We start from the raw sequence: 26416 nt of genomic DNA, 5'->3' as shown, positions 1-26416 counted from the left end.
CGTGATGGTCCCTACTTTTGCTTGGCTGCACTGATCAGCGTGCCCGAGCCTTTACTGCCTGCCTGTCCCGCATCGCGAGTGCCCGTACCCAGTCCTTGCAGAACATTGCCGGCCCTGACCCCTGCCCAGACCAATGCCGTCATCCAGAACGCCGGCAAGATCAAGAACATCGTCGCCATCACGAAGTTCAGCAGCATGTCTCCGAAGGTGTTGTTGAGGCCCACCAGCGGATCGAAGTTCGTGTGCGGCCGGTTCCAGCCCCACCCCCAGCCGTAGAGCGCATCCAGGATCGTCGAGTCGATCCAGCGGGCGAGCTGAAACCAGAAGTCGGTGAAGAACAGCGCGAACTGCACCACGCTCACCGTGACCACCGTCTTGAGGTCATAGGTGCCGATCAGCAGCACCAGCGGGATGCAGATGACCAGCGCCATCTTGAGCAGGGACAGCACCATCGGCAGTGCCTGCCGCACCACGTCCATCGCCGGGAAATAGCCCAGTGATCCGACGGTCAGCCCCACGTCGCTGGCGGCGCGGGTGACGATGTTGGGCAGCGTCATGTCGATCTGGCCACCGTAGTCCGTGTAGACCACCCCCTGGTTAAGCTTCTGCTGGCGAGGGCTGGCGACGGCGCGGATCACCGAGTCGTTGACCTCGGCCTGGCTCAGGAAGCCCGCCCAGCCGGCCAGTCGCGCCAGCAGGTTGGGGTCGACCTGGGCCAGCAGTCGTGCCCGCAGGCCGTGGCCGCCGTCGGACCACCACTGCCGGCAGGTCGGGTAGCCGCCTCCGCCGGGCACCTGGGCCAGGCCGGCGTCGCGCGTGGCGTCGAACGGCCAGGCATTGCGCGGTGTCCTGGAGCGGTAGCTGTCGTAGAAGCCGGCGGTGTCGACGAAGTAGCTGGAGCCGATCCAGGTGACGTCGTGCATCTGCTCCTCGCTCAGGCTGGGCCGGGTCATGAACAGCTTGGCGCGGGCGGGACCGTAGCAGTCGCGGGTGAAGTCGCTGACCTCCTGGGCCAGCATCGGGTCGTCGATGCGGGTCGCGTCGATGTCCATGCGGATCTGCCGCAGGTCGGTGCCGCAGGGAATGGCCGCGACCGAGGCGCCGGTGATCGCGCGCGAGATCGCGTGCATGGCGAACCACCACACCGGCACCTTGGCCGACTGGTTGTTGATCGTGCTGAACGATTGCGACCAGCCCGTATCGGTCGGCTCCGGGACATTCACTTGGCATTGGGTCGAACGCGAACGGTCGTACTTGATGGTATTGAGATCGACGTCGATGAAGGGAATGCCCGCGAACAGGATCACCACGATGGCGACGAAGACGCGGTTCTCGATGCGGGCCGAGGACAGCACCCCCTTGTTGCCCTCGTCCGCGCCTTCCGCGCGGGCTTTCAACCATTCCTGGATGACGATCGCCAGGAACGGGACGGCGAACATGCCGCTGGCGACCAGCACCGACCAGATGCCGTTGTGGACTACCCAGGACACCAGTGTCAGGTAGTACTCCAGGTAGTCGGTGGTGAACAGCGTCATGGCGAACCTCGCGCTACCGTGCCTGCATCAGCAGGCTGGCTTCCAGCACGATCACGGCGACGATGGCCGCAACCTCCGCGCGCAGCAGGCGTTGCCCGGCAGCGCGCTCCGGTTCCCGCGCGCGCAGGCGACGTCGCATCCAGAGCCAACCCCAGGCGGTGGCGGCGTAGAGCAACAACCGCCAGGCCAGGAAGGCCCCGGATTGCGCCGCCATCCAGCGCTGCCAGCCCTCGATGCCGCCCGCGATGCGGATGCCGACCACATTGACGGCAGTCGCGGCGATCAGCAGCGACACCGCCCACACCAGCACCAGAATGGCACGCCGGCTGGACAGCCAGCGCAGGCACCGCCCCACGGTATTCATGGATGGCTTCCGCCAGACGGCGGCCGCTGCAGTTCATCGACCCGATTGCGCACCGGGTCACCCTCGTAGATGCCACGCGCACCGGCGGCGCGGGTGCTGTGGCGCTGGATGATCGCCATCGGCGAATTGCTGGCCAGTTCGCGGCGCAGCTCCAGCTCTGCTTTCAGGTTGTGAATCTCGCGATCGAGGATGTCGCTTTCGTGGGTGACGGCCTTCTGGGCCAGTTCGTTGGCGGCCACGTTGGGCTCCTTGCGCCCGGTCAGCAGCGTGCGTTGCAGCAGCAGCGCCTTCTCCAGCACGCTGGCCAGCGCAACCTCCGAGGCCAGGCGCCGAGCCAGGATGTCCTGGTCCGTCTCGTCGCGCAGCGCCTCGATCACGCCACGGGTGATGGGCAGCGACGCGCTACTCGCAGCCTGCAGGTTCTGCGCCGTGGTCGGACGGCTGCCGGCGACCAGCTCCTGCAGGGCCTGCAGCTTGTCCTCGTATTCCTCCTGAATCAGCGGGGTCAGGCCAACGCCCGGCGTGGTGACGGTCTTGGTGCATGCATCGCAGGTGCGCTGCTCCTGCTCGCCCAGCACGCGAATGGCCCAGGCTGCGGCGGCATCGGGCGAACTCCAGGTCTGGCATGCCAGGTTGCCGCTGCAACTGGCTTGCGGAATCGAACTGGCATCGCCGACGCCACGGCCATTGAGCAGGTTGTAGCCGGCGCGGGTCACGTCGCCGACCACACGCACCGGACGTTGGCCCGCGCCGCCAGCGTTGTCTCCGCCGACCCACGGCACGCCATTGTTGCCACGGTTCGCCTCGGCGTCGTCGATCGCTGAGACCGCATCGGTGCTCGCGACGGCCTGCTTCAGCGCCATGCCTTCGGCGAGCTGGTCCCAGCCGAGCTGCCCACCCGCCATGTCGGCCATGCGATTGGCGATGGCACGGCAGGTCAGCTTGCTGCGATCGAAATCCAGCCTGGCTTGCAGCACCCCATTGGTCAACAGGTTGTACAGCCCTGGATCGGCGCGCTGGATGATCAAGGCGGGCAGCGACGCCACGGCAGCGGTGGCGTTCTGGATCACCGAGGACATGATGGCCTGGAAGCCATTGGTGATGCCGTTCAACTGGTTCTGCAGCGTGGTGGTGATGCTCATGTCGCCACAGATCAGGTTGCTGTTCCAGCCGACGCCAACGCCGATGGAGTGCATGTTGGCCGCACCGCTCATGGACACCGCGCGGCCGCCCCCAATGCTGTAGAGCACGTCGTCGCCTATCACGCTGCCTTGATGCTGGACGCCGTACTCGTTGACGCTGGTCTGCGCCCCGGCGCTGGAGTAGCACAACGCTGCGACAACGGCCAATGCGACGTACAGAAATCGACGGGCGCTCGGAAATGAAGTCGTCATGGCATCGGGTCTCACAGGAAATCGACGCTGCCGAGGAACACCTGGCCGCGGCGCTGGCAGCAGCTATAAGGACGCCACAATGCCCAGGCGTAGTCGCCTTGCCGGGCCTGCACCTTGGCATTGCCGTGGGGGAATACCGCGCAACTGCTGGACAGCGTGGGGGTCAGCTCCTGCCACTTGCCCGTGGCGGCATCGGTTTCCATCAGGGCGCCGGCCGGCCAGTAGCCATCGCGCGAACTGGCGAGCAGCGGTTGGTAGACGTGGATCTGGTTGCGGCGCGTCACGATGTCACCCGCGCGCTGGGCGACCACGGCTGCGGCCTTGTGGTCATCCACCTGGTGCAGGAAGCCGCCACGCGGATAGACGTTGCCCCAGAGATTCAGGCCCGTGCGCGTGCCGATCTCGCGCCGGCCGGGAATCAGTGCTTCCGGATACAGCGCCTCGGGGATGTTGTAGCGCCATGCCAGCGTGTCGAGCGTGCTCAGCAGATAGGGCATGAAGGCGGTGCCTGCGCCCTCGCAGGTGTAGCCGGACGCGCTGGCGAACTGGCTGAACACATGGCCACCGGGATGGCCGATGACGTCGGCGTTCTTGAACTTCGCCAGGTTGTTCTCGTGATCCTCGTTGGTGGTGCCGTCGCCGCCGGCCTTCGCGGTCGGGTTCGGCAGGCTCATCGCCCGCACCTCGACCCAAGGGTTCTCGCCGGTGTTCGAGTAGCTCGACACCACGGCATCCGGGATGTAGTGGCGCACCTTGACCGAGGTGCGCACGGTGCATCCCGTCCAGGTGCAATAGAGCCAGTAGCAGATGCCGGTGACGCGGTACTCCAGGCAATCCGGCGACAGGGTGGAGGCCACGATGGTGGCGGTGTTCAGTGCAAAGGACGATGCGGAACACCCCAGCAACAGCGCTGCGATGGCCAACCGCTGGCGCCGGGATGGTGCGAACGGACGCCTCGTCATGGCTGCGTCCTCCGGTATTGGTCGATGCGGGAAACCGCACGGGCCACGTCCGTCTCGCCATAGACCACGTATCGGCGATCCACCACGATGGCCGGAACCTTGGCGACGCCAAGGCTCCAGGCATCGGCAACGCCCTGGTAGGCGGTGCCGATCCTTCGCTGCAGGTCTGTACCGCCCAGCTTCAGGCGTTGCTGGACGATGGCGCTGGCGCGCTCAGGATCGGTGGGCAGGTTGTCGGCCAGCTCCGCTTCGAGCACCGCGGCCGCGTCCAAGATGAGGTGTCGGTCAGCCTGGCCAAGGACCGGATGATGCGAGTCGGTAACGACCCATACTTCCGCTGCGGCGGCGCGGGCGGCCAACGTCAGGATGGCAATGCCCGCAGCAAGCCATGCTGGGCGGGTGCGAGTGGCATGAGGAACAGCGCAAGAGTCCATGAGACAACACCGGAGGGAAGCCAATCCGGTGACAGTCGAACCGAAACCAGGCCTCGACGCGACAAAAAAAGCGGAGACCGCTTCGCCCCGTTTTCACCATCCCTGTCCGCCCCGACTCGCTGATCGGACCTGCGCGCTTGCCAGAAGCCGACTGTGTGCAGTGGATGGGTATGGGCCGATCCGGCTCCGAGGCCCAAGCTGTTCACATCGGACGCCGATGTGGCTTGATTGCTGGCCGGGATTGATATCGGCGATGACAACAACCACGCATTTGGCTTTTGCGACTTGGGCCTAGACGATGTCCCCGTCCTGCAGGATGTCCTCGGAGAAAGGAACACCGTGGCAAACCACATGGTTGCGGGAGGCGTTGAGCGCGTAGACGTACCCGTACTGTCCTTCACTGGCCGGACACGCTTTGAGTTCATGGACGATGGGGCCATCGACCAAGATCATTGTGAAGTTGCCCCGCTTCCACGGACGGTTATCGGCTTGATTCTGAAGCCGGGATTTGGTCTTTGTCGGTGATCTCCGTTGCCGCACGCGCATCGTGACGGACTAGCCAGAAGGGCAGCATCTTGGCCGACGGCGTGGACATCTACCAGTGCAAGTCACTGGACCAGATGCGCAGCCACAGCGGCTTCGTGTTCCAGCAGTTCAACCTGTTCCCGTACATGAGCGTGCGGGACAGCCTGATGCTGGCGCCGGTGATGCTAAAACCCGAGCAAGGGCGAAGCGAGCGAGGCTGAGTTGGCGCTGCTGGATCGGGTCGGCCTGTGACGCATAAGGCCGACACCTATCCGGGCGAGCTGTCGGGCGGCGAGCAAGAGCGCGCGCTGGGACGAGATCAAGCGCAACTTCCAGCGCACCGGGGATGTCAGAAATTCCGTGTTCAAGGCGGGTTGAACATCAGTGTGCAGGCCGAACGAATCGGTCTTCGTAAAGGATAGCGAACTGGTTCATGGCTGTCTTCCAGTCGTGAGCGGGGCGGCTCCAATTGGCGGTGATATTGCGCAACGCCAGCCAGATCAGCTTGGTAGCGGCCTCGTCAGAAGGGAAGTGCCCCCGGGTCTTGATGATCTTGCGCAGTTGTGCGTTGACGTTCTGGATGGCGTTGGTCGTGTAAATGACCTTGCGCACCCCGGGCGGGAACGCAAAGAAAGGAATCACGCGGTCCCAGGCGTTGCGCCACGCGGCGGTGACGGTCGGGAATTTCTGCCCCCACGGGCCTTGGGCAAACGCCTCCAACTCGGCCTGGGCCGCCTCCGCGCTGGGCGCGGTATAGATGGGGCGGATGGCCGCAGCCAGCGGCTTGCGGTCCTTCCAGCCGGCGTAATCCAGGCTGTTGCGGATCAGGTGAACGATGCAGGTTTGCAGCGTCGTCGCCGGAAACACCGCCGCCAGCGCCTCGGACATGCCCTTCAGGCCGTCGGTGACGGCAATCAGGATGTCGTTCACGCCCCGGGTCTTCAGGTCGTTGAACACGCGCATCCAGAACTTGGCGCCCTCGGTGTTCTCGATCCACAGCCCCAGGATGTCGCGGGCGCCGTCCGGCAGCACGCCCAGGGCCAGGTAGACCGCCTTGTTGCGCACGACCGCATCCTCGCGGATTTTGACCCGCAGGGCATCGAAGAACACGACCGGGTACATGACCTCAAGCGGCCGGGCCTGCCAGGCCGTCACTTCGGCCATGACCTCGTCGGTGACCGAGCTGATGAAGTCGGGCGACACCTCGGTGCCGTACTGCTCCAGCAAAAAGTCCTGGATCTCCCGCACCGTCATGCCACGGGCATACATGGCGACGATCTTGTCGTCAAAGCCTGTGAAACGCCGTTCGTGCTTGGGAATCAACACCGGCTCGAAACTGCCGTCTCGGTCGCGGGGAACCTCGATGCGGATCGGGCCGTCCTTGGTCAGCACCGTCTTGGCGCCCTTGCCGTTGCGCTGGTTGGTGACCGAGGCGGGCTTGGCTGCGCCGGCCGGATAGCCCAGGTGGTGGTTCATCTCTCCGCCCAGTGCCCGTTCGATCAGGGCCTTCTTCAGGGCCAGCGTTGCCGCATTGATGGCTTCGGACGTCATTGGGCCGTTGCCAAACTGTTCAAGCAGTTCGGCCGGGATCGCCGGCAATACCGCCGGCGGGGTCTTCGTCGTCTTGCGAGGCATCATCACTCCTTGAGTGCATGTTATGCCCTAAACACGAAATTACTGACAGGCCCAGCGCACCCAGTCAATCGGGTGTGCCATCAACGAAGCCCACGCCACACGCGGGCTGAACTCTTTAGCATCTGTTTCTGTTTGCACATCTAAAGGCTGATAATCCGCCGCCCCTCTTCCCGACGATGGCAATCTTCTTCGCTGTCTTTCTTGTACTAGCACCGACAACAATGTCCATTCTTGACTGCGCGCGGTCTGGGAGGCGTACCGTTTCATCTTTCCCGCACCTGGGTAAGATCGATCCTGCACCATGGAGATACCTGCCAATGCACAGCTTCGAACCGGTCGATGTCCGCTGCATCGCGCAAGGTCATGCCGATCATGTCCAAGCCATCGACCAGCATCCGCTTCTGCCTGGGTTGCAAATCGAAGGGATATTCATCGCCCTGCGGAGTGGAAACGATTTGCTCCCCCAAGTCGATGGTCAAGCGCTTGTCCTGGCCATGCGCCACGCTGTCCATCAACACCTGGACCTGCTCCGGCGGCAAGGTGACAAGCAGCAGGCGATTGTTCATCGCATTGAAATAGAAGATCTCTCCGTAACTCGGCGCGACGACCGCATCAAACCCGGCCTGCTGCAATCCCCATACCGCGTGCTCCCGGCTCGATCCGCAGCCGAAGTTCGCCCCGCCCAACAGAATGCGCGCGCCGCGATATTCCGGACGGTTGAGCACGAAGTCCGGGCGAAGCCGCCCTTCGGCGTCGAAACGCAGGTCATGTAGCAGTCCGTCTGCCAGTCCGCTCTTGTCGATCCCCAGCAGGAACTGCTTGGGCATGATCTGATCGGTGTCCAGGTTGCCGATTGGCAATGGCGCCGCCACGCCTGCGATGCGGTGCGTTTCGCTCATGCGCGGGACTCCTTGCGAATGTCCACGATGCGTCCGGCAATCGCGGCAGCGGCAGCCATGGCCGGACTCATCAGATGCGTGCGGCTGCCGCGGCCCTGACGGCCCTCGAAGTTGCGATTGGTCGTGGAGGCGCACCGCTCGCCCGGCGCGAGTACGTCGTCGTTCATCGCCAGGCACATCGAACAGCCCGGTTGCCGCCATTCGAATCCCGCCTCGACCAGCACCTGCGCGATCCCTTCGCGTTCGGCCTGGTCACGAACCAGCCCGGAGCCAGGCACCACCATCGCCCGCACGCCTGGGGCAACCTTGCGCCCCCACACCACCCGAGCCGCCTCGCGCAGGTCCTCGATGCGGGCGTTGGTACACGAACCGATGAACACGCGGTCGATCGGAATACCTTCGATCGGCGTGCCGGGCGCCAAGCCGATGTAATCCAGTGCCTTACGCCAAGTCGCCCTCTCGATGTCACCCGCGGCATCGCTCAACGGCGGCACGGTGCCGTCCACCGGCAGCGCCTGGTCGGGACTGGTACCCCAGGTGACATAGGGAGCGACCTCGGAAGCATCGAAGCGATGCTCGGCATCGAAACGCGCCGATGCGTCCGTGCGGAGTTGCCTCCATGCGGCACGAGCGGCCGCCAGCGCAGCGTCGTCCATATCGCAGATCCGCTCGCACACGTAGTCGGACGTGATCGCGTCCGGCGCGATCAGCGCGGCGCGGGCACCGGCTTCCACGGTCATGTTGCACAAGGTCATGCGCGCCTCGGCGGACAGTGCGGTGATAGCTTCGCCGACATACTCGACAGCATAGCCACGCGCGCCTTGTGCTCCGATCTTGGCGATGATGTGCAAGATCAGGTCCTTGGACGTCGTCCCCAGAGGCAGCCGACCATCGACCTGGATTCGCATGTCCTTGGCCACGCGATACACCAGAGTCTGCGTGGCAAGCACGTGCTCCACTTCCGACGTGCCGATCCCGAACCCGAGTGCCCCGAGGGCACCGTAGGTCGTGGTATGGCTGTCGCCGCACAACACGACCATGCCGGGACGGATCAGGCCAAGTTCCGGCGCGACCACATGCTCGATGCCTTGCATCGGATCACGCACGTCGAACAGCTTGATCCCCTGCTCAGCGCAGTTGGCGGCAAAGTTCGCCGCTTGCCGTGCGGCGGGGGCAATGTCGATCGTGCGCGCAGCAATCGGCACCGGGCGCGTGGGGATGACGTGATCGACCACGCCCAGTTGCTGGCGTGGGCGCCGCACCCTCAGCCCGCGTTGCGCCAGTCCCGCGAAAGCCTGTGGGCTGGTGTATTCGTTCATGATATGCAGATCGGCATAAAGCAGCACGTTGTCGGCGTCCAGGCGTTCGACGGTGTGCGAATCGACCAGTTTCCGGTAAAGCGTCGTCGCTGGCATGGGCAGGCTCGCGGACAGTCAGGAAGGCAGGAAGGCGAGGACGTGATCAAGCAACACCTCGGGCGCTTCCTCCGGGATGTAGTGGCCGCAGGGCAGCGCCATGCCCTTTACGCCAGGATTCCAGCGGCGCCACTCGGCCAGAGGATCGAAGCAGCGTTCGATCACGCCATCGCGTCCCCACAACGCCAGGAAGGGACATTGAATCTGCTTGCCCGCGGCAAGATCGGCCTGATCGTGTTCGAGGTCGATGCCTACCGAGGCACGGTAGTCCTCGCAGATGCCATGTGCGGTTGCCGGATCGGACAAGCAGCGCAGATAGGCGGCATAGGCCTCCGGCGCGAAAGGCTTCAGGCCGGCACTGCGGGCACCGATGGTCTGCTTCAGGTAGAGATCCGGATCGGCCCGGATCAGCGTCTCCGGGAAGGGTGCCGGTCGCACGAGGAAGAACCAGTGCCAGTAGGCGCGCGCGAATTCGAATGAGGTCTGCTGGTACATCGCCAGCGTGGGTGCCACATCCAGCGTGACCAGGTGGGATACCACATCTGGATGATCCAGCGCCATCCGCGCCGCGACCCGACCACCCCGGTCATGACCGATCACCGCGAACGTCGGCAGGCCCAGCGCCTGCATTAATCGCACTTGGTCCAAGGCCATCCGACGCTTGGCATAGTTGGCGTGGTCTGGCTCGCCTGGCGGCTTCCCGCTGTCGCCATAGCCGCGCAGGTCCGCAACGACAATCGTGAATTGCCGCGCCAGCGTCGGAGCCACCTTGTGCCAGATTGCGTGTGTCTGAGGGTGTCCATGCAGCAGAAGCAGCGCCGGCCCGGCGCCGGCCATCAACGCATGAATCTTGATGCCATCGACCGTGGCGGATACGTCGGAAAAGCCTTCGAACATCCCTTGCCTCCATGTTCCGACGGCCATTCTATTCCTGCATCAGAACGGCGTTATTGAATTATATTTATTCAATTAATAACTTATAAGAACGAATTGGAGCATCATGTCCGAGTTCTCCGACATCCGCCTTTTCACCCTGGTGGCGCGCCATCGCAGCTTGGCTGCGGCCGCGCGCGAACTTGGCGTCACCCCGCCAGCGGTCAGCAAGCGCCTGGCGCATTTGGAAAAGCGGCTCGGCGTGCGCCTGACCCATCGCACGACACGACGCCTGACACTCACGCCGGAGGGCGAACGCTACCTGGCCGAGGGATCACGCCTGCTCGGGGAATTGCAGGAACTTGAGCAAGTGCTGATCCGCGGCCATGCCGAACCGGCCGGACTGCTCCGTGTCAATGCCTCATACGGTTTCGGTCGTGCGCGGGTGGCACCGGCCATTTCGGCGTTCGTTGCCCGCTATCCCGCCATACGGGTGCAACTGCAATTGACCGACCAGCCCTTGAACCTGCGCGAACACGGTTATGACATCGGCATCCGCTTCGGCGATCCTCCCAGCACCCGGATCAATGCAAGGTTGTTGCTGCGCAATCACCGTCTTGTATGCGCTTCGCCGGCCTATGTTGCCCGGAACGGTAAGCCGAACGTTCCGCACGACTTGGTGCGTCACGCCTGCTTGGTCGTTCGGGAAAACGATGCGGCCTACGGCGCTTGGCATTTCCGCCGCGGAAAGTCCACCGAGACGGTCAAAGTCGACAATGTGCTATCGAGCAACGATGGCAACGCCGTGCTGCGCTGGACGCTGGACGGCCATGGCATCGCCATCCGCTCAGCATGGGAAATCGCACCCTACCTGGCCCGGGGCGAACTGATTCCATTGCTGGGGGATTGGAAGCTACCCAACGCCGACATCTACGCGACCTACCTGGAACGCAGCGAGGTGTCGTCCGCCAAAGTGCGCGCGTTTCTTGACTTCACGGCAAAATACTTGGCGACGAGTTGAAACGCCATCAGAAGGCAGCAATAAGCATTTCCAGGGGAGGAGTCATCGTGACGCCAAAGGCGATCACGCACTCGAGAGGCCGATGCCAGGCGGATCACACATCGGCACTGTTGCAATGCCCCATCGCCAACGCCGATTCCACCATCCCCGGCAGCAGACTGCGCTGGGCGAGATCGCGCTTGAGCCCTCGCCGAGGTTGCGCCGCCAGAGTCCAGCAACAGCCGCGGCAGCGGACTTCAGTGCTTCATTTGTGATGCGCACAATCTCGTTGACGAACCTCATCCCGGCGCGCTTGGTCACGCATGAATGCAACCCAGCGGTCGGAGGCGAATGAGGTGTCGCTGGGGAGCGCAAACGATCACATGGCTTGACCGGCAGGTGCGACGGCGATGCAGTTGACATCGCCATTGCTACGGAATAGCATTCTAACTAACGGTCGTTAGGTATTCTCGGATCGTTATCGGTTGTTGACCGATACGAATTCACCACATGGAGAGTTCTCGAATGAGTGCGGTTGCAGGACCAGTCGATGGTGAGGCGGGATTTCCGCTGAAGATCTACGACTTCCCTCGGGGCCCTTACCCGACGCGTGTCCGGATCGCCCTAGCAGAAAAAAACCTCCAGTCACGCGTGGAGTTCGTGATGGTTGATCTCCGCAAGGGGGAGCACAAGGATCCCAGGTTCATCTCGGATAAAAACTACTCCGGAACGGTTCCGGTGCTTGAGCTTGCGGATGGAACGTGCATTGCCGAGTGCACCGCCATCACGGAGTATCTCGATGCGCTTGTCGGCGGTCCGGTTTTGACGGGCTCCACAGCGTTCGAGAGGGGAATGATTCACATGATGAGCAAGCGCGCCGAACTGGAGCTGCTTGACGCCATCAGTGTTTACTTCCACCATGGAACGCCGGGTTTGGGGCCACTGGTGGAGCAATACCAGAACAGGGAATGGGGACTCAGGCAGCGCGACAAGGCCTTGCGAGGCATGCATTATTTCGACGATGTGCTTCGCAAGCGAGCTTATGTTGCCGGCGACGCGTTCTCCATGGCCGACATTACGGTCATCGCCGGACTGATATTCGCTGATATCGTCGACTTGGCGGTACCCGCCGAATGCACGGCGCTCTTGGCATGGTACGAAAGGATGAAAATGCGCCCCAGCGTAAAGAGCCAACCCGCATTTGCTCGCAGGTAGGCCGTTCGACGTACTCGTAACCAGACGGTCGCAAGACAAGATACCGCAGTGGAGCGTCATTACACAAGTCGAGGGCGACAGCCGTGGAGAGTCAGAGAAACACGAACTCCAGTGACAAGATCTTGTCCATTGCAACACGAATCGCCCAGGCGCACGGTTACGGTGGCTTGAGCGTTCGCCGCTTGGCCGAAGAAGTCGGTGTCAAACCTGCAAGTCTTTACCATCATTTCCCGAGCAAGGCGGCTCTCGCTGCTGCAGTTGCCAGGCGATACTGGGAAAATTCGTCGACGCAATTGGAAGAACTGTTGAATCGGCTTCCGGACCCCACAGATTGCTTGCGCAGATATCCCAATATGTTCAGGAAGGCGCTGGAGAACGACAACCGCATCTGCCTGTGCAGTTTCATGACGGCTGAATACGATGACCTTCCAGAGAATGTGAGGCAAGAAGTTCGAACATTCTCTGATGTGCATATCACATGGCTGGCTAAGGTTTTGGCGAGCGCCGGGATTGTTAATCCGAACATCGCGAAAGAACGCGCGCAGGCCATCTATGCTGCAATCACAGGAGCGCAGCTGATGGCACGTGGGCGTTCCGACTTAAGTCTCTTCGATACGTTGATCACGAGCTACAGGGCAACCGGGCTTCTGCCGGCCTAGAGGCGAGGCCAGCGGACGCACCACGAAGACAAGCGCTCGACTGCTGTTTGAGCAAGGCAACCGCCACGCTACGTTTGGGGCGCGTCCAACGCCCGGCATTCTCAGGGCTGGGGCTATGCATTCCAGGGCTCAGGGGCAACCTCAAGCCGTAGTGCTCCTATGCATGAGATCCCATGGCTGCGTGTCGCCGAAGCTCATGCTCAGATGCTCGATGAAGCGGCGAACTTTCAACGACACATGCCGCTTGCTCGGATAGATGGCATGAATCGCCAAATCAGTTGTTTTGTGGTCGGCCAGCAGGACACGAAGCGCACCGCTGGCGATGGACTGCTCGAACACGAAGCTGGGGCCGTAGACCACCCCCGCCCCTGTCAGCGCTGCCGCTAGCAGCATCTGCATGTTGTTTGCAGCGAGCCGGATCGCACCATCAATGTGATGGGTCTGGCCGTTAGCATCCGTGACGCTCCAGTCTCCGGCTGAAACCGCCTGGGAGAAAGCGAGCCGAGGTGCCTGGCGGAGCTGTTCGACGGTTTTCGGCTCGCCATGTCGTGCCAAAAAGGATGGCGCTGCGCAGAACATCATGCGACACGAGGCGAGCCGCCGAGCAACGAGATCGGAGTCTTGCAGACGGCCGATGCGGATAGCAATGTCGATGCCATCTGCCAGTAGATCGACATAGCGATCGCTCAGCGTGGTCTCGATCGAGACATCGGGGTATTCGGCCAGATAATTCGATACAACGCGACCAAGATGCAGTGCCCCAAAGGTTGTCGGCGCAGCCACGCGCAACATTCCACGCACACTCTGTTGCGCGTCCTGGGCTTCGCGATTCGCGTCCTCGTACTCTTCCAGTAAGCGCTTGCATCGCGTGTAGTAGGACCGCCCTACATCTGTTAGCGTCAACTTGCGCGTACTGCGTTGAAGCAACCGAACTTTCAACTGTCCCTCGATCGCGGAAACGTGCTTGCCCGCCATCGAGGGTGACAGGCCAAACCGCCGAGCGGCGCTTACCAAGCTGCCTTCTTCGACTGCGGAGACGAACACCGCCATGCTGAGCAATCTATCCATACCACCTCATTCGATATCCTGATTATCAGGTGGTAATAAATCTAGGCCAATTATCGGCCGAACGGAATGGGTCTAGCCTAGCACTGTAGCCAGCCGATCCCCGGTGGGCTTTAGCAAAAGGATGTTCCAATGAAGGTCGAATCGAACGGCATAGAGATCCATGTCGAGGAACAAGGGCAAGGCGATCCGTCACTCGTTTTTCTGCATTACTGGGGCGGCTCGTCTCGCACTTGGAAGCATGTCTGCTCCAGGCTGGCGCCGAACTTCCATACGCTTGCTCTCGATCATCGCGGCTGGGGTCAATCCGACGCGCCTTCGATGGGCTACGGGCTGGCAGACCTTGCAGCCGATGCGGAGGGCGTGATCGCAGCGCTGCACCCGAAGCGCTACGTTCTGATCGGTCACTCTATGGGAGGCAAGGTTGCTCAGCTTATGGCGTCGCGGCGGCCTGTTGGACTGGTCGGGCTGGTTCTCATCGCTCCTTCACCGCCATCGCCAATGATCTTGCCGAAAGAGGCACGCGAAATGATGGCAGGAGCCTACGCAAATCGCGAAACAGTGGAGGCGACTATCGACAACGTGCTGACGGCCCTCCCACTGTCAGCGGAGGATCGCGAACAAGTGATCGCGGACAGCTTGCGTGGCGCGCCAGCGGCCAAGCTAGCTTGGCCCAGAGCGACCAGCTTGGAAGACATCACTGGACAGGTAGGTGCCATCGACGTACCTACGCTTGTTATTGCAGGCGAGCGGGATCGCGTGGATTCGCCCGAGGTACTGAGGAAAGAATTACTTCCCCGCGTATCGCAAGCCGTCATGACCGTAGTACCAGATGCAGGGCATTTGCCTATGTTAGAAACACCGGATGCATTGACTCCATTGATTGAGAATTTCTGCCGTTCACTGCCAGGGAAGGGGTGAAGCGGACATCGCGGCGGTGCGCAATCGAAGCGCCTCGCAGCTAATACGCGGCGAAAAGCTCGCCCCCCGAAGGGCGTTGCACGGACGTGGGCGGCGCAGTTCGTGCACTGGTACAACCACGAGCACCTGCACAGCGGGCTGCGCTTCGTGGCCCCGGCCGTTCGCCATGCCGGTCAGGATGAGGTCCAGTTGCAGGCACGCAGATGGGTATACGAGCTTGCCCGCCAGCGTCATCCGCAGCGCAGGACCGGACCGACCCGCAACTGGAGCCGCGTTGGCGCCGTCACCCTCAATCCCGACCGCGATGCGGGCGCGCCGAGGCAAAGCCGACAGCATGACAAGTAACCGATTAGCTGCATGAGATCAGGCGACAACTACCTTGACACGCACCGAGAGCACGCCGGCAACGGCGTGTTCTTACCCGAAGGCAAAGTCAGGTCCTGAGCGAAAGTCCGTATCGCTACCACACTGGATCAGTGCAACGCTTTTTCGCCCGGGCGCAGTGTCAAGACACGCACGCCGCTCTCGGTGACGGCAACGGTATGCTCGAACTGAGCCGACAGTTGCCCGTCGCGCGTGACGACCGTCCAGCCGTCGTCCTCAGTTCGAATGGCACGTCGTCCTTGGTTCACCATCGGCTCTATGGTGAAAACCATGCCTTCGCGCAGTACTAGCCCCGTTCGCGGCTTGCCCCAATGCAACACCTGTGGCGGCTCGTGCATCTCCCGGCCGATGCCGTGCCCGCAGTATTCCCTAACGATTGAATAGCCATTCCTGCGGGCATGCCGCTCGATGGCGTGGCCCACGTCACCGAGCGTAGCGCCCGGGTGGACGGCCTGGATGCCTTTCCACATCGCCTCATAAGCTACTTGCACGAGCCGCCGCGCCGGCTGCGACACCTCGCCCACCAGATAGGTCTTGCTGGAATCGGCGATGTAGCCGTTCTTTTCCAGCGTGATGTCGAAATTGACGATGTCTCCGTTTTGCAGGACGTCCTCGGCGGAAGGAACGCCGTGGCAGACCACATGGTTGCGGGAGGCGTTTAGCGCGTAGGCGTAACCGTATTGCCCTTTGCTGGCCGGACGTGCGTTGAGTTCATGGACGATGAGGTCATCGACCAGATCGTTGACCTGCATCGTGGACATGCCGATCAGGTTCAGCCGATCAAGATGGCTGAACACCTGCGCCAAAAGCTGGCCTGACTCTGCCATCAGCGCAATTTCTTCTGGCCGCTTGGTCATGCCGCCCCCATCTTGATGGGTTGTGCCACAACGCCCGCGGCCCGCAGTTCACGGGCAACGATATCGTTGAAGCTTTGCGTTGGATTCATTTCGCACAGCATGCCGATCCTGATCCAGAAGGCTGCCTGTGCGTTGATCGACCGGCACGATACTGCGCTGGCCTTGCGCAGTTGGTCATGCAGATCGTCGTCGATGTTCACGATACCCATGTGTCTAGTTGTATATGAAACGTATACGAATCATATAGGCGTCATGGCCGTAGCGCAAGTAAACTGCGCTGACGTGACCAAGTCGACGCCATGATGGTTTCCTAGGAGCCGGTAGCGCAGGCCTGACTCGGCGCGATAGCAATGGCGGGCCGAGTTCGCCGATCGGGCCATGACGGCATGGGCATCGGCAAGCTCGGCCAAGCTCCACTCTCGACCGAGGGCGTCGCCTTGACCTCGAACCTTCAGTCCCTGGCAAAAAAGGCATTCATGCCCGGCAGGTCGGACAGGTAGGTCTCGATAGCAGCGATCTTGCCATCGCGCAAGGTGCAGACCGTAGCCAGATGCTCGTCCAGTACGAGGTCATTCCGGCGTGCAGTGTTATGCAGCGAGAGCGCGACATTATCCCGGCTTACCAGAATGTGCTTGAGCTCGAAATTCAGGCCGAAGCTGGCAATTAGCTCAGCTCTGGCAACGACTGCTTCCGCACCGACCGCTGGACCAGAGATCTGATTGTCTCCGGGCAGAACCCAGGTGGCATCGTCGGTAAGAAGCTTACGGATCGCCTGCCAGTCGCGGCGGCTCAGTGCGGCATGGAACTGCTTGGCCAAAGCAAGTTTTGTTTCGTAGGTATGCATGACTATTCTCCTGTAGCGGGGTGTACAGCGAGATTGGACAGCGCCAGGGATGAATCTGTAAAATCGATATTCGATAGTAGCCAGCAATAGATTCAAGTTATGAAGAAGCGCGACATGGGTCTACTGGTGTCGTTGGATGTTCTGCTTGAAGAGGCCAACGTCACTCGTGCAGCACGACGCTTAGCCATCAGCCAGCCTGCACTCTCAGCCCAACTGGCTCGCTTGCGGCAGGTGCTTGATGATCCTTTGCTGGTGCCGGCCGAGCGCGGCCGAGGTATGCGGTTGACGCCACGCGCAGCGCAGCTGAAATCACCCCTGCATGAGTTGCTGACACGGCTTGAGGATCTTGTCGAGGCGCCCTACGCTTTCGATCCCGGCACGGCCAAGCGCGATTTCACGATCGCCATCAATGACAATGCCGCGATGACGATTGGACTGGATCTCATCGAGTGCATTCGGAAGCAGTCGTATGTGGGCCTTCGATTGGCCATGCTCCAGATACCCCGGGATGAGGTCCTGGATCTCACAGCTCGCGGACGCATCGATCTGGTGATCGGCACCCGAGCCTTCATGCCCCCTGGTTTGCGCACCCATGATCTGGTCGACGACAGGTTTCAGGTGGCCCAACGCAAGGGGCATCCTCGCGGCACGGCTGCAATGACGCTGGAGCAATACTGCGCTTATGAGCATGTGCTGGTGTCTACTAATGGCAGTTATCACAGTGGGATCGATGATTTTCTTGCAGAGCTGGGGCATTATCGACACACCACGGTATCCGTGCAGTACTACACAGCGGTGCCACCGATACTTGAGCGCACGAACTGCCTGGCGACACTGCCTGAGCGCTTCCTACACCGCTTTGATCACATGATCGACCGCTTCGACCTCCCATTCGCATTTGATCCGTTCCAGCTGCAGGTCGGTTGGCATCCGCGCTTTGACGAAGATTTAGGGCATCAGTGGCTGCGTGAACAGCTGATTGCGGCGAGGCCCTTCTGACGCATGAAATGACGGGTACTCAAGGGGCTCTCGAAGCCCACGGGTAGTTGAGTTTCGCATCGGCCGAGTTTGCAGGCAGGAAACGCGTGACCCGATGGGAAGCGTTTCTGGGGCGTGTGCAGGAAATTGTGCCGGGGAAGCTGCTGGTGAGTGTGATCGAGCCGTTCCAACGGAGGGCTGTTGAGTGCCATGCAGGGCGTCGTCCCATTGGCTGGAGCGGATGCTGCTCATGGGCGCAACTACGTCCACCGCAGTCAATTCTTGCCGGAATAACAGCCGGAGGCAGTCGCGTGCAAGTTAGTCGAATTCTTAGCAGGCCGTTGAATAAGTCGAGACAGGGTCAAGAAATGGTAATTTTGAGGGTGCCTTACCCCTTGCCCACTCAAGAAAAATCGCTTGTAGGACATTCTGAGAGGCCGAGTTTTGGCAAGGGTTCATCACTCAGGACTTTTTCAACGGCCTTTTAGGCTGACGAGTCTGCGATCGGTATGCCGCAAGCCCCTGTGCCCATAAGAAACGGAAGCAGCGCTGCCAATACATCTTCTGGCGACTCCTCCGGTTGAAGGTGGCCGCCCCGGATGGGTACGCCTTGGACGTTGTTGGCCCATCGGCACCAGATGTCGATGGGGGACGGGCCTTCCCACCCTTGTGGCCAAAGCACAAGCACGGGGCAGGACAGCTTCCTGCCTACGGCACGGTCGGCCGCATCGCAGGCGCGGTCCTCCTGCGCTGCTGCCCGATAGTCCTCGCAGATGGCGTGCCGAACATCGGGATCTTGGAACGCACGCCGATAGGCATCGAGAGCGAACGGCTCGACATTGCCCAGCCCGCCCGCCATACGGGCCAGCGCAGCATCGATGAATGCCTGCGGGTCGGCGGACAGTAGCTTTTCCGGGAGCCCGAATGGCTGGGCCAGAAAGAACCAATGGAAATTGGCGCGTCCAAATCGTTCGTCTACCAGATCCCATGCATCCAGGGGCGGAATCACGGCCAGCGAGGCGAAGTGCGTCACCTGGCCTGGATAATCGAGCGCGAGGCGGTATCCGGCGCGTGCCCCCCGGTCGTGTCCCACAACGGCAAACCGGCGGTATCCGAGCTTGGCCATCAAGGCAATCAGGGCGTCGGCCACGCGACGCTTGGTCCAGCGCGGCCGATCCGAGTCGGGCCGACTGCTACCGTAGCCGGGCAGGTCTGGTGCCACGACCGTAAACGACTGTGTCAGCCGTGGCGCGACATGACGCCATGCAAGATGGGTTTGTGGGTAGCCGTGTAGCAGCAGCACGGGCGGTCCTCCGGAGCCGCCAGTGACGCCGCAAAACGCCACGCCGCCCGCCTCGATGTGCAACTCTGAGAATCCAGCAACTGAGTTCCACGATGCAATGCCGTCGATACCCGACATCATCAACTCCGTACGGTATGGATCGCTAGCGTGAAAGAGCCATACGAACGAAATCCGACAGGTCCCGGTTGAAGCGCTCCGGTTCTTCGAGGAACGGCGCGTGCCCTGAATCGGCATACAGCTCGCTGCGGATCTGTGGGTTGAGGCTCGTAGCCCTGGCGATGCTGGGCTTGGCCTTCACGAGCGCATCCTGAGCGCCGTAGATCAGCAGGAGCGGAACCTCGGCCTTGCTCAATCCTTTGCCTGCCTCGACCGTCATCGACTGCACGGCACGTTGCATGTCCCACGATGCCAGCGCTGCGTTGGCCAGCAGCAAGGAGAACGTGGCCGCGTCGGGCTGGCGGTGGAAGCACAGCCGCAGGAAAGCGCGCTCGCCGTCCAGATGGGTTTGCAAGTCCGAAGCGATCATGTCGCGATAGACTTCAGGGTGCGCCACGATCTGGTCGGGCTTCAGCTCGATCACTCCGCCGACATAGACGGCACCGGCGATGGCTTTGTCGCCATAGACTGCCAGGTAGTTCGATATCACGGCACCGCCCAGCGACCATCCCACGAGCACCGGCTTGCGCGCGTGTGTCGATTCGATGATCGCGGCTAGGTCATCGGCCCAGCGGCGCCCGTCGGTGTAGGAACTGGCCTCGGCCGGTTTGCCCGACATGCCGTGCCCACGCAGGTCGTAAGTGATCAATCGATAATGCTGGAGTCGAGGGTCCTGTAATTGCTTACTCCAGTTCAGCCGGCTGCCCAGCAGGCCATGGATGAAAATGATGGGAGAACCCTCGGGATCACCAGCTTCCTGGACGGCCAGCACCACTCCATCGGGGGCAGTGACGGTGTAATTCCGGGTTGCGGCGAACGTAGCCGGCGCGGCGGCCAGTAGCGCGAATGTTGCTATCAGTGCGCCGAATGCACCACGAAGTTTCGACAAAGACATAGACACGTACTCCTAGGTTCCTAGAACACACCTAGTCTCAAGCCTCACATTGATGTGAGTGTCAAGCGGGGAAATGGTATAGTGGGTCCATGTCCAAGCCTCAAAGCCCCATGACCATTGGCGAGCTCGCCCACAAGACAGGGGCAAGCCGGCGCTCGATTCGGCACTACGACGACAACGGACTGCTAGCTTCCGTACGCGCGGAAAACGGCTATCGGATGTTTCTCCCAGTCGCCGTCACTCAGGTCCGTCAGATCCAGAGGTTGATCGCCACAGGCTTCAGCTTGGCGGAAATCCGCGGTTTTCCCGATTGCATGCGCATGATCGAAGGCGCTGCAGCGTGTCCTGAAACGAGTGAAGTGCAACGCCGACGGCTCGCTTCCATAGAGCGGCAGATCGCGGACCTTGAACAGCGACGCGCACGGCTGCGCCAGATGCTGGTAGAAGAGGCCTAACAGGCTGTTGAAGTACACCCCATCCTCGATAGTCGATCGACATCAGTGTGAACCGCCCCGGGAATCTCGGAGACTCGTTGGTGTAAGTCACGCCGCTATAGCGAGCTCACGGGTCTGTTGATAGTAGTTCGCTTCGGCCCTCGGCCGGTGGGATGTCGCCGATCGCCCCAGCAACCGCTTGTGGTTGAACCAGTCCACCCACTCCAGGGTGGCCAACTCGACGTCCTGCAGGTTCCGCCAGGACCACCGGTGGATGACCTCGGCCTTGTACAGGCCGTTGATCGCAGTCTTGCCGAATCATGTGTAGGCACAGATCCATTCCGGCGCACGCGCCCGCGACACCGTGGCCCCGAGGAACATGCGATAACCGTTGCCGGCACGCGCGGAGCTCAACAGGCCGTGCTCGTCGTAGTGGCGGATCAAGCGCACGCTGGCGTCGCCGCAGCACGCCAGTTCGCCGATGGAGAGGAGCGCGTGGGGCTCGCTCGGTTCATGGGGCATGGATACGCCGTTTCACCCGCTTGACTCTCACATTGGTGTGAGGGTCGAGACTATCGGCATGCAGCCAGGGGAGTCGCTCCACGGTCCGGCCACCTGCGCCGGGGCTGTGGCGGCCCGTTGGCCCGACCAGACTCGTTGCGAAGCAGCATCCCCTCATTCTGGAACGTTCCGTCGCCGCGGCGCGGACCTCCCATTGCAGAGAACGACGACATGATCGAGTCCAGCCATCCCGCGCAGCCAGGCCACGCAACGCCTGCGTCCCCGCAGGAGGCGGCCTGGGGCGCCGTGTTCGCCCTGGCCCTGGGCGTGTTCGGCTTGGTCACGGCGGAGTTCCTGCCGGCCAGCCTGCTGACTCCAATGGCCGCCAGTCTCGGCGTGACCGAGGGCATGGCCGGTCAGGCCGTCACCACCACCGCGGCGCTGGCCCTGCCCGCCAGCCTGGTGATCGCGGCGGCGACCCGCGGCATCGACCGGCGCTGGGTACTGCTGGTCTTCTCGGTGATGTTGATCGGCTCGAACCTGCTGGTCGCCTTCGCGCCCGGCCTCAGCGCCGTCCTGCTGGGACGGGGGCTGCTGGGCATCGCCCTGGGCGGCTTCTGGACCATGGCCGCGGCCACGGCGATGCGCCTGGTGCCGGAGCGGGACGTGCCGCGGGCGCTGTCGATCGTCTTCAGCGGCGTCTCCTTGGCCACCATCGCGGCGGCGCCGCTGGGAAGCTACCTGGGCGGCGCCGTGGGATGGCGCAACGTGTTCCTGATGACCGCGGCGATCGGCGTGCTGGCCCTGGCCTGGCAGTGGCGCGCCCTGCCCAGGATGGCGCCCAGCGGCTCGGCCAGCCTAGGCACGCTGCTGGAAGTGATGCGGCGGCCGCAAATGGCGCGCGGCATGGTGGCGGTGCTGCTGGTGTTCGTCGGCCATTTCGCCTTCTTCACCTACCTGCGGCCGTTCCTCGAGTACGTGGCCGGCGTGGGCGTGAACGGGCTGTCGGTCATCCTACTCGGCTTCGGCGTGGCCAACTTCGCGGGCACCTCGCTGGCCGGCGCACTGTTGCAGCGGAACCTACGGTTGACCCTGCTGCTGATGCCACTGGCGATGGGGCTGATGGGGCTGGCCTTCGTCGCCCTGGGCCGGGCGCCGCTGGCGGACGGACTGCTGGTGGCGCTGTGGGGCATGGCCTTCGGCGCGGTGCCGGTGGCCTGGTCCACCTGGATCACACTCACCGTGCCGGACGAGGCCGAGAGCGGCGGCGGCCTGCTGGTAGCGACAATTCAGCTGTCGATCGCGGTGGGTGCGGCAGCGGGCGGCGCAGTGTTCGACGCGAGCGGGGCGCGTGGCGTGTTTCTAGCCGCGGCGATGGTACTGCTGGTGGCCGCGCTGACCATTTTCACCGGACTGCGTACCCATCGAAGCGATAGGGGACACAGCAAGGCGGCTTGATGAGCTGGCGATAGCGCGACCGCCCAAGTTCCTGCGGTTGGCTGCCGCTTTCCGAGTAATCGGCCAACTGCTCGACGTGTCCGAAGACGCGTCTGGTCGGGTTCACCCCCGATATCACGGACACTTACAAGAAGGCCGATGAAGGCCCTGAGGAGTGTTCATGTCGAAGCGAAGGAAGTTCAGTGCGTCAGTGCGGAGTTCAAGCGAGAAATCGTCCAGGCAGTTCAGCGCACAAGACTAAAGGATTTTCGATAGGCCGTTGGGCTGACTCCCACGATCCGACCGAAATGTTCCCGCAGGGAGGTGGGGCTTCCAAAGCCCACTGCACTAGCGATGTGCTCAATGGGTAGGTTTGTCGTTTCTAGCAAAGTCTGCGCACGCCTGACACGCGCTCTTAGAAGCCACTGGAGAGGGCTAGTGTTCAGTTGTTCCTGAAATCGTCGACTCAAGGTGCGGCTGCTCATCGCAGCCTGCCCAGCCATGTCCTTCAGGGTCAAATCTTGATCTAGCCGTTCTTCGATCCATTGCAGCAATGGGCTGAGATTGGAAGGTGCGCCAGGGGGATCGTAGGCGATGAACTGCGCCTGCCCGCCATCTCGTGCAAGAGGCATGACGGCACATCGAGCTGTGTCTGCTGCAACGGCATTGCCGCAGTCTTGTCGAATCATGTGTAGGCACAGATCCATTCCGGCGCACGCGCCTGCCGAGGTGAGTATCCGACCGTTGTCCACGAAAAGAACATTGGGGTCGACTGTGACCTGTGGGAAGAGATCTGCCAGAAGTTGTACACCACGCCAGTGGGTGGTGGCACGCAAGCCATCTAGCAGCCTCGTGCGTGCCAGGATGAAGGCGCCACTGCACAACGATGCGATCCTCGCACCATTCTTTTCCGCTGCTCGGATGGCTTCCAGCAGGGTGTTGGGGATAGGGGAAAGGACATCGTCGAGCCCCGGAATGATGACAGTCTGGGCATTCACGGCATGGCTCAAGCCCCAGCGGATACGCATGTCGAACAACTTTGTTCGAATACGATTCGACTGGGCGCATACGAGAACCTCGTATGGGATCTTCCCCGGCGCGAGGGGCACGCGCCCGAACATCTCGCAGGCCATCGTCAGGTCAAACGGCACAACGCCATCAAACGCCAGGATGGCTACCCTGTGTGCTGTACTTTGCTTCACAGAACTCGCTCCCTTGATTGGCAAGAATCCTTCGATAGATGGCATTCTAGCCAATTGGCGAACTTCCGACATGTCGACATACTTGTGCTTCCGGCGAGAGGAAAGTCGCTGAAGACATAACCATTGAGCAAGGTCGAGGCATGCCTGCATCCATCAGGCGCCTGGATTGCCCTGACATATTGAGCCACCCAGCGGATGAGTCATGACCACAAGCGCACAGGCAGAAAAGAACTCACTCGATCAAATCAGAAGTATTGAATCCAAACAACTGAGGCGCCTGGAGAAGGCGTCGATCGTCGAGGCGACAACTCTGATCCTGCTAGTGTTCGTTGCGGCACCTCTCCGGCATTTCGGGGATTGGCCGTATGGCTCGAAGCTACTTGGACCAATACATGGGATCGCATTCTTAGCGTACCTATGGACTGCCTTACAAACTGTAGCCGGCGGCGGCTGGCATAAACGTGAAATGCTTCGATTGTTCGCAGTTGCGTTCCTGCCATTCGGCGGCTATCTCAATATCCGGTGGCTACGTGAACGGGCGAGAATATTCAACGATATCGGACAGGCCTGATGATGATTGCGGCGCTCTATCCCTATTTGGTGGCGACGCACGTGACAGCGGTGGTGTTTCTGGTAGGCGGCTTGCTTGCGCAAGAAAGGATAGTAAATGCCATTTCGCAGTCCCCACCGGAAGAACAAGCTGGGATGCTGGCTGCATTGCAGCGCTTTGATCTCCTTGTCACCACGCCTGCATTGTTGTTGACCTGGATCTTCGGGTTATCACTGGCGCTCAGCGCAGGATGGCTGTCATCACGATGGTTGCTGGTCAAGCTGGTTTTCGTCGTCGCGCTCTCGGCTTTGCATGGGTTCCGTTCCGGGCGAATACGTCATTGCATCCGAACTGGAGCAGCTATAAGAAGAATTCCCGGTGCTGACCTCGGCATCGTGATTGCGATGCTAACCATAGCTGTGTTGGCATTTGTGAAGCCGGTCTAGCACGATAGCGGAGAGTCCTTCATGTCCCCGGACGTGGCGAACCTGTCTGCCGGCACGGGCCAGCAGGACGCGGGGCGAGATTCCGGAGCGCAACGATGCTGATGCGCCATATCCGGTATTTCATCGCCGTGGCGGAGGAACTCAACTTTACCCGTGCTGCGGAGCGACTTCACATCGAACAGTCGCCTCTGTCGCGATCCATCCGCCAATTGGAGGATGATCTGGGCGTCCGGCTCTTCGAGCGTAACAGCCATGGCACCCGGCTCACCTGGGCTGGACAAGTCTTCCTCGAGGAGGCACGGCGCGTGCTGGCAGCGGTCGAGCAGGCCCGTGCCGGCGCAAGGGCCGCCGCGACCGGATACCGCGGGCTCCTGAGAATCGCGCTGTCCGACGGCATCTCGCCATCGCACTTGAGCAACCTGCTGGCTCGCTGCCGCGAAGAGTCGCCCGAGGTCGAGATTAGCCTCTTCGAAGTGACACTCGCACAGCAGTTGAAAGGCCTGAGAGAGGGGGACTACGACGCGGGGTTCGCGAAGGCGGAGCATCCGGGGGAAGGATTGCTGGCCACGCCGGCGTGGAGCGAGCCTCTGGTCGTCGCGGTGCCGGCGCGGCATCCCGCCTTGATCCATCCCGAGCTTTCCCTGATGGAGCTGCTTTCCCATCCACTGGTGCTGTGTGACCCGAACGCGTGCGCAGGATGCAGCCGGCAACTCGACAGGCTGTTGCGTGCCGCGGAATGCGAGGTCAGGATTGCCGAAAGGGTGGCGTCCCATGACCTGCTGATGGCGCTGGTGGCGGCGGGCTACGGCCTCGGGATCACCACCCGCACGCATCTGTCCCTGTGGCGGCACCCGGATGTCGTCTCGCGTCCGTTGGCCGGTGAAGTCCCCCCGTTGACGACCTACCTGTTGCGCCGGGATGCCGAAGACTCGGTGCAGTTGCGGAGCTTCGTCGAACGATTGCGAGAAACCACGATGCCTGATTCCGAAAAGGCGTAGGTAGGTGCGAGGGAGTAGGACGAGGGCCCGGACAAGACGGCAAGCTTGTTCGTTTGTCTTCATGTTGTGGCAACCCCAATGCGGAGCATGGATAGAGGCCATGATGGGTGCGCTGACCAAGCCTGTGAATGTACCGCCCGCAGCGGATACAGGGACATCACGAGCAGCACGGCCATTGCGATGTTGAAGATGCGCAGGTGGCGTCGGTCCGTGAGCCAGCGGCGCGGCGTCGTGCCGAAGGCGGCCCAGACGGCGACGCTGGGAGCATTGACAACGGCGTAGAGGACCGCGCTGGTGATCACCGCCAGCGTGCCGCCGTCGGCGGGTGCTTAGGTGGCGATGGCCCCGATGGCCATGATGGCACGTCTTGGGATTGCCTCACTGGAAGGCGGCAGCCTTCCAGAAGCCGGATGGCCGATCTGGGGGCGGCCGTCTCCCGCAACGGTTGTGAGGTCTCGATCTGCCAGCGTCAGGGTTAAACCTCAGATTAACTTGAGGTCAAGTGAGGTGCCAGCAGCGCGAATCGGCTGTTGGC

The 26416-nt window shown here is 61.9% G+C and carries 29 protein-coding genes and 1 pseudogene; 12 read left to right on the top strand and 18 right to left on the bottom strand.

Going from position 1 to position 26416, the window contains the following annotated elements; translation table 11 throughout:
* Nucleotides 1-11: 11 nt before the first annotated feature.
* From PM1_RS24215 to PM1_RS24195, 5 genes are read right to left on the bottom strand one after another with little or no spacing between them, the layout of a single operon-like run.
* Nucleotides 12-1535 (bottom strand): conjugal transfer protein TraG N-terminal domain-containing protein, encoded by a 1524-nt coding sequence (locus PM1_RS24215; protein WP_009618107.1) that lies wholly within the window; start codon nucleotides 1533-1535, stop codon nucleotides 12-14.
* Between the two features lie 13 nt (nucleotides 1536-1548).
* Nucleotides 1549-1899: a hypothetical protein gene (locus PM1_RS24210; protein WP_009618109.1), complete on the bottom strand. Its 351-nt coding sequence runs from the start codon at nucleotides 1897-1899 to the stop codon at nucleotides 1549-1551.
* Nucleotides 1896-3293 carry an integrating conjugative element protein gene (locus PM1_RS24205; RefSeq protein WP_009618111.1) on the bottom strand — a complete coding sequence of 466 codons (1398 nt, stop codon included), beginning with the start codon at nucleotides 3291-3293 and terminating at the stop codon, nucleotides 1896-1898. Before PM1_RS24205 ends, PM1_RS24210 begins: the two co-directional genes overlap by 4 nt.
* A gap of 11 nt (nucleotides 3294-3304) precedes the next feature.
* Nucleotides 3305-4255, bottom strand: a complete 951-nt coding sequence (locus tag PM1_RS24200; protein WP_009618112.1) for a TIGR03756 family integrating conjugative element protein — start codon at nucleotides 4253-4255, stop codon at nucleotides 3305-3307.
* Nucleotides 4252-4689: a TIGR03757 family integrating conjugative element protein gene (locus PM1_RS24195; RefSeq protein ID WP_024128185.1), complete on the bottom strand. Its 438-nt coding sequence runs from the start codon at nucleotides 4687-4689 to the stop codon at nucleotides 4252-4254. Before PM1_RS24195 ends, PM1_RS24200 begins: the two co-directional genes overlap by 4 nt.
* A gap of 575 nt (nucleotides 4690-5264) precedes the next feature.
* Here PM1_RS24195 and PM1_RS24185 point away from each other — a divergent pair.
* Nucleotides 5265-5435 carry a putative ATP-binding component of ABC transporter gene (locus PM1_RS24185; protein WP_009618114.1) on the top strand — a complete coding sequence of 57 codons (171 nt, stop codon included), beginning with the start codon at nucleotides 5265-5267 and terminating at the stop codon, nucleotides 5433-5435.
* Between the two features lie 160 nt (nucleotides 5436-5595).
* Here PM1_RS24185 and PM1_RS24180 read toward each other — a convergent pair whose 3' ends face one another.
* The 4 genes from PM1_RS24180 to PM1_RS24165 form a co-directional block, all read right to left on the bottom strand.
* Nucleotides 5596-6849 carry an IS256 family transposase gene (locus PM1_RS24180; protein ID WP_009618115.1) on the bottom strand — a complete coding sequence of 418 codons (1254 nt, stop codon included), beginning with the start codon at nucleotides 6847-6849 and terminating at the stop codon, nucleotides 5596-5598.
* Nucleotides 6850-7112: 263 nt separating this feature from the next.
* Nucleotides 7113-7748, bottom strand: a complete 636-nt coding sequence (gene leuD, locus PM1_RS24175; protein WP_009618116.1) for a 3-isopropylmalate dehydratase small subunit — start codon at nucleotides 7746-7748, stop codon at nucleotides 7113-7115.
* Entirely contained in the window at nucleotides 7745-9163 is a 1419-nt protein-coding gene (leuC, locus tag PM1_RS24170; protein ID WP_009618124.1) for a 3-isopropylmalate dehydratase large subunit, read from the bottom strand. The genes leuD and leuC overlap by 4 nt, the downstream gene beginning before the upstream one ends.
* Nucleotides 9164-9181: 18 nt before the next feature.
* Nucleotides 9182-10060, bottom strand: a complete 879-nt coding sequence (locus PM1_RS24165) for an alpha/beta fold hydrolase (RefSeq protein WP_009618125.1) — start codon at nucleotides 10058-10060, stop codon at nucleotides 9182-9184.
* A gap of 103 nt (nucleotides 10061-10163) precedes the next feature.
* Between PM1_RS24165 and PM1_RS24160 the strand changes: the two genes are divergently transcribed.
* From PM1_RS24160 to PM1_RS24150, 3 genes are all read left to right on the top strand, one after another.
* The gene (locus PM1_RS24160; protein WP_009618126.1) at nucleotides 10164-11057 is read left to right on the top strand and encodes a LysR family transcriptional regulator; all 894 of its coding nucleotides are present in this window, start codon (nucleotides 10164-10166) and stop codon (nucleotides 11055-11057) included.
* Nucleotides 11058-11561: 504 nt separating this feature from the next.
* Nucleotides 11562-12251, top strand: a complete 690-nt coding sequence (locus PM1_RS24155; protein WP_009618127.1) for a glutathione S-transferase — start codon at nucleotides 11562-11564, stop codon at nucleotides 12249-12251.
* A 122-nt stretch (nucleotides 12252-12373) separates the two neighbouring features.
* Nucleotides 12374-12910 carry a TetR/AcrR family transcriptional regulator gene (locus PM1_RS24150; protein WP_178132229.1) on the top strand — a complete coding sequence of 179 codons (537 nt, stop codon included), beginning with the start codon at nucleotides 12374-12376 and terminating at the stop codon, nucleotides 12908-12910.
* 141 nt (nucleotides 12911-13051) lie between these two features.
* Here the strand turns inward: PM1_RS24150 and PM1_RS24145 are convergent, their stop codons facing one another.
* On the bottom strand, nucleotides 13052-13960 hold the full coding sequence (locus PM1_RS24145) for a LysR family transcriptional regulator (protein WP_238603214.1): 909 nt from the start codon (nucleotides 13958-13960) through the stop codon (nucleotides 13052-13054).
* A 147-nt stretch (nucleotides 13961-14107) separates the two neighbouring features.
* Here PM1_RS24145 and PM1_RS24140 point away from each other — a divergent pair, with 147 nt between their 5' ends.
* Nucleotides 14108-14896 (top strand): alpha/beta fold hydrolase, encoded by a 789-nt coding sequence (locus PM1_RS24140; RefSeq protein ID WP_009618129.1) that lies wholly within the window; start codon nucleotides 14108-14110, stop codon nucleotides 14894-14896.
* A 102-nt stretch (nucleotides 14897-14998) separates the two neighbouring features.
* Nucleotides 14999-15241 carry a hypothetical protein gene (locus PM1_RS24135; protein ID WP_052754977.1) on the top strand — a complete coding sequence of 81 codons (243 nt, stop codon included), beginning with the start codon at nucleotides 14999-15001 and terminating at the stop codon, nucleotides 15239-15241.
* 128 nt (nucleotides 15242-15369) lie between these two features.
* Here the strand turns inward: PM1_RS24135 and map are convergent, their stop codons facing one another.
* From map to PM1_RS24120, 3 genes are all read right to left on the bottom strand, one after another.
* A complete protein-coding gene (map, locus tag PM1_RS24130; protein ID WP_009618130.1) occupies nucleotides 15370-16137 on the bottom strand; it encodes a type I methionyl aminopeptidase in 768 nt (255 codons plus the stop codon).
* Complete coding sequence (locus tag PM1_RS24125; protein WP_009618131.1) at nucleotides 16134-16346, bottom strand: ParD-like family protein; 213 nt, start codon at nucleotides 16344-16346, stop codon at nucleotides 16134-16136. The genes map and PM1_RS24125 overlap by 4 nt, the downstream gene beginning before the upstream one ends.
* Nucleotides 16347-16588: 242 nt before the next feature.
* Nucleotides 16589-16981 carry a nuclear transport factor 2 family protein gene (locus PM1_RS24120; protein WP_009618132.1) on the bottom strand — a complete coding sequence of 131 codons (393 nt, stop codon included), beginning with the start codon at nucleotides 16979-16981 and terminating at the stop codon, nucleotides 16589-16591.
* 99 nt (nucleotides 16982-17080) lie between these two features.
* Between PM1_RS24120 and PM1_RS24115 the strand changes: the two genes are divergently transcribed.
* Nucleotides 17081-17980: a LysR family transcriptional regulator gene (locus tag PM1_RS24115; protein WP_024128188.1), complete on the top strand. Its 900-nt coding sequence runs from the start codon at nucleotides 17081-17083 to the stop codon at nucleotides 17978-17980.
* A 463-nt stretch (nucleotides 17981-18443) separates the two neighbouring features.
* On the opposite strand, the gene PM1_RS24110 is transcribed toward PM1_RS24115, so the two are convergent.
* Complete coding sequence (locus tag PM1_RS24110) at nucleotides 18444-19379, bottom strand: alpha/beta fold hydrolase (protein ID WP_009618134.1); 936 nt, start codon at nucleotides 19377-19379, stop codon at nucleotides 18444-18446.
* Between the two features lie 25 nt (nucleotides 19380-19404).
* Nucleotides 19405-20313, bottom strand: a complete 909-nt coding sequence (locus PM1_RS24105; protein ID WP_009618135.1) for an alpha/beta fold hydrolase — start codon at nucleotides 20311-20313, stop codon at nucleotides 19405-19407.
* Nucleotides 20314-20402: 89 nt separating this feature from the next.
* Here PM1_RS24105 and PM1_RS24100 point away from each other — a divergent pair, with 89 nt between their 5' ends.
* Complete coding sequence (locus PM1_RS24100) at nucleotides 20403-20768, top strand: MerR family transcriptional regulator (RefSeq protein ID WP_012492788.1); 366 nt, start codon at nucleotides 20403-20405, stop codon at nucleotides 20766-20768.
* Between the two features lie 87 nt (nucleotides 20769-20855).
* Here the strand turns inward: PM1_RS24100 and PM1_RS24095 are convergent.
* Together PM1_RS24095 and PM1_RS24090 are read right to left on the bottom strand one after the other, a co-directional pair.
* A pseudogene (locus PM1_RS24095) lies at nucleotides 20856-21050 on the bottom strand (integrase core domain-containing protein); the annotation flags it as partial.
* Between the two features lie 15 nt (nucleotides 21051-21065).
* Nucleotides 21066-21269 (bottom strand): MerR family DNA-binding transcriptional regulator, encoded by a 204-nt coding sequence (locus tag PM1_RS24090; RefSeq protein WP_009618136.1) that lies wholly within the window; start codon nucleotides 21267-21269, stop codon nucleotides 21066-21068.
* A gap of 210 nt (nucleotides 21270-21479) precedes the next feature.
* Between PM1_RS24090 and PM1_RS24085 the strand changes: the two genes are divergently transcribed.
* Nucleotides 21480-22706, top strand: a complete 1227-nt coding sequence (locus tag PM1_RS24085) for an MFS transporter (RefSeq protein ID WP_009618137.1) — start codon at nucleotides 21480-21482, stop codon at nucleotides 22704-22706.
* Between the two features lie 224 nt (nucleotides 22707-22930).
* Here PM1_RS24085 and PM1_RS24080 read toward each other — a convergent pair whose 3' ends face one another.
* Nucleotides 22931-23959 (bottom strand): GlxA family transcriptional regulator, encoded by a 1029-nt coding sequence (locus tag PM1_RS24080; protein WP_238603215.1) that lies wholly within the window; start codon nucleotides 23957-23959, stop codon nucleotides 22931-22933.
* A 130-nt stretch (nucleotides 23960-24089) separates the two neighbouring features.
* Between PM1_RS24080 and PM1_RS24075 the strand changes: the two genes are divergently transcribed.
* From PM1_RS24075 to PM1_RS24065, 3 genes are all read left to right on the top strand, one after another.
* Nucleotides 24090-24458, top strand: coding sequence for a DUF3817 domain-containing protein (locus tag PM1_RS24075; protein WP_027350538.1), 369 nt, complete (start codon nucleotides 24090-24092; stop codon nucleotides 24456-24458).
* Nucleotides 24458-24883 carry a CopD family protein gene (locus PM1_RS24070; RefSeq protein ID WP_201267685.1) on the top strand — a complete coding sequence of 142 codons (426 nt, stop codon included), beginning with the start codon at nucleotides 24458-24460 and terminating at the stop codon, nucleotides 24881-24883. Before PM1_RS24075 ends, PM1_RS24070 begins: the two co-directional genes overlap by 1 nt.
* 95 nt (nucleotides 24884-24978) lie before the next feature.
* Nucleotides 24979-25881 carry a LysR family transcriptional regulator gene (locus tag PM1_RS24065; RefSeq protein ID WP_009618141.1) on the top strand — a complete coding sequence of 301 codons (903 nt, stop codon included), beginning with the start codon at nucleotides 24979-24981 and terminating at the stop codon, nucleotides 25879-25881.
* Nucleotides 25882-26416 lie beyond the last annotated feature (535 nt).

It is taken from the genome of Pseudomonas sp. M1 (assembly GCF_022760135.1).
GTDB classification, from domain to species: domain Bacteria; phylum Pseudomonadota; class Gammaproteobacteria; order Pseudomonadales; family Pseudomonadaceae; genus Pseudomonas; species Pseudomonas citronellolis.
Note: the sequence above shows the minus strand (reverse complement) of the source record. Positions and strands in the feature narration are given on the sequence as shown.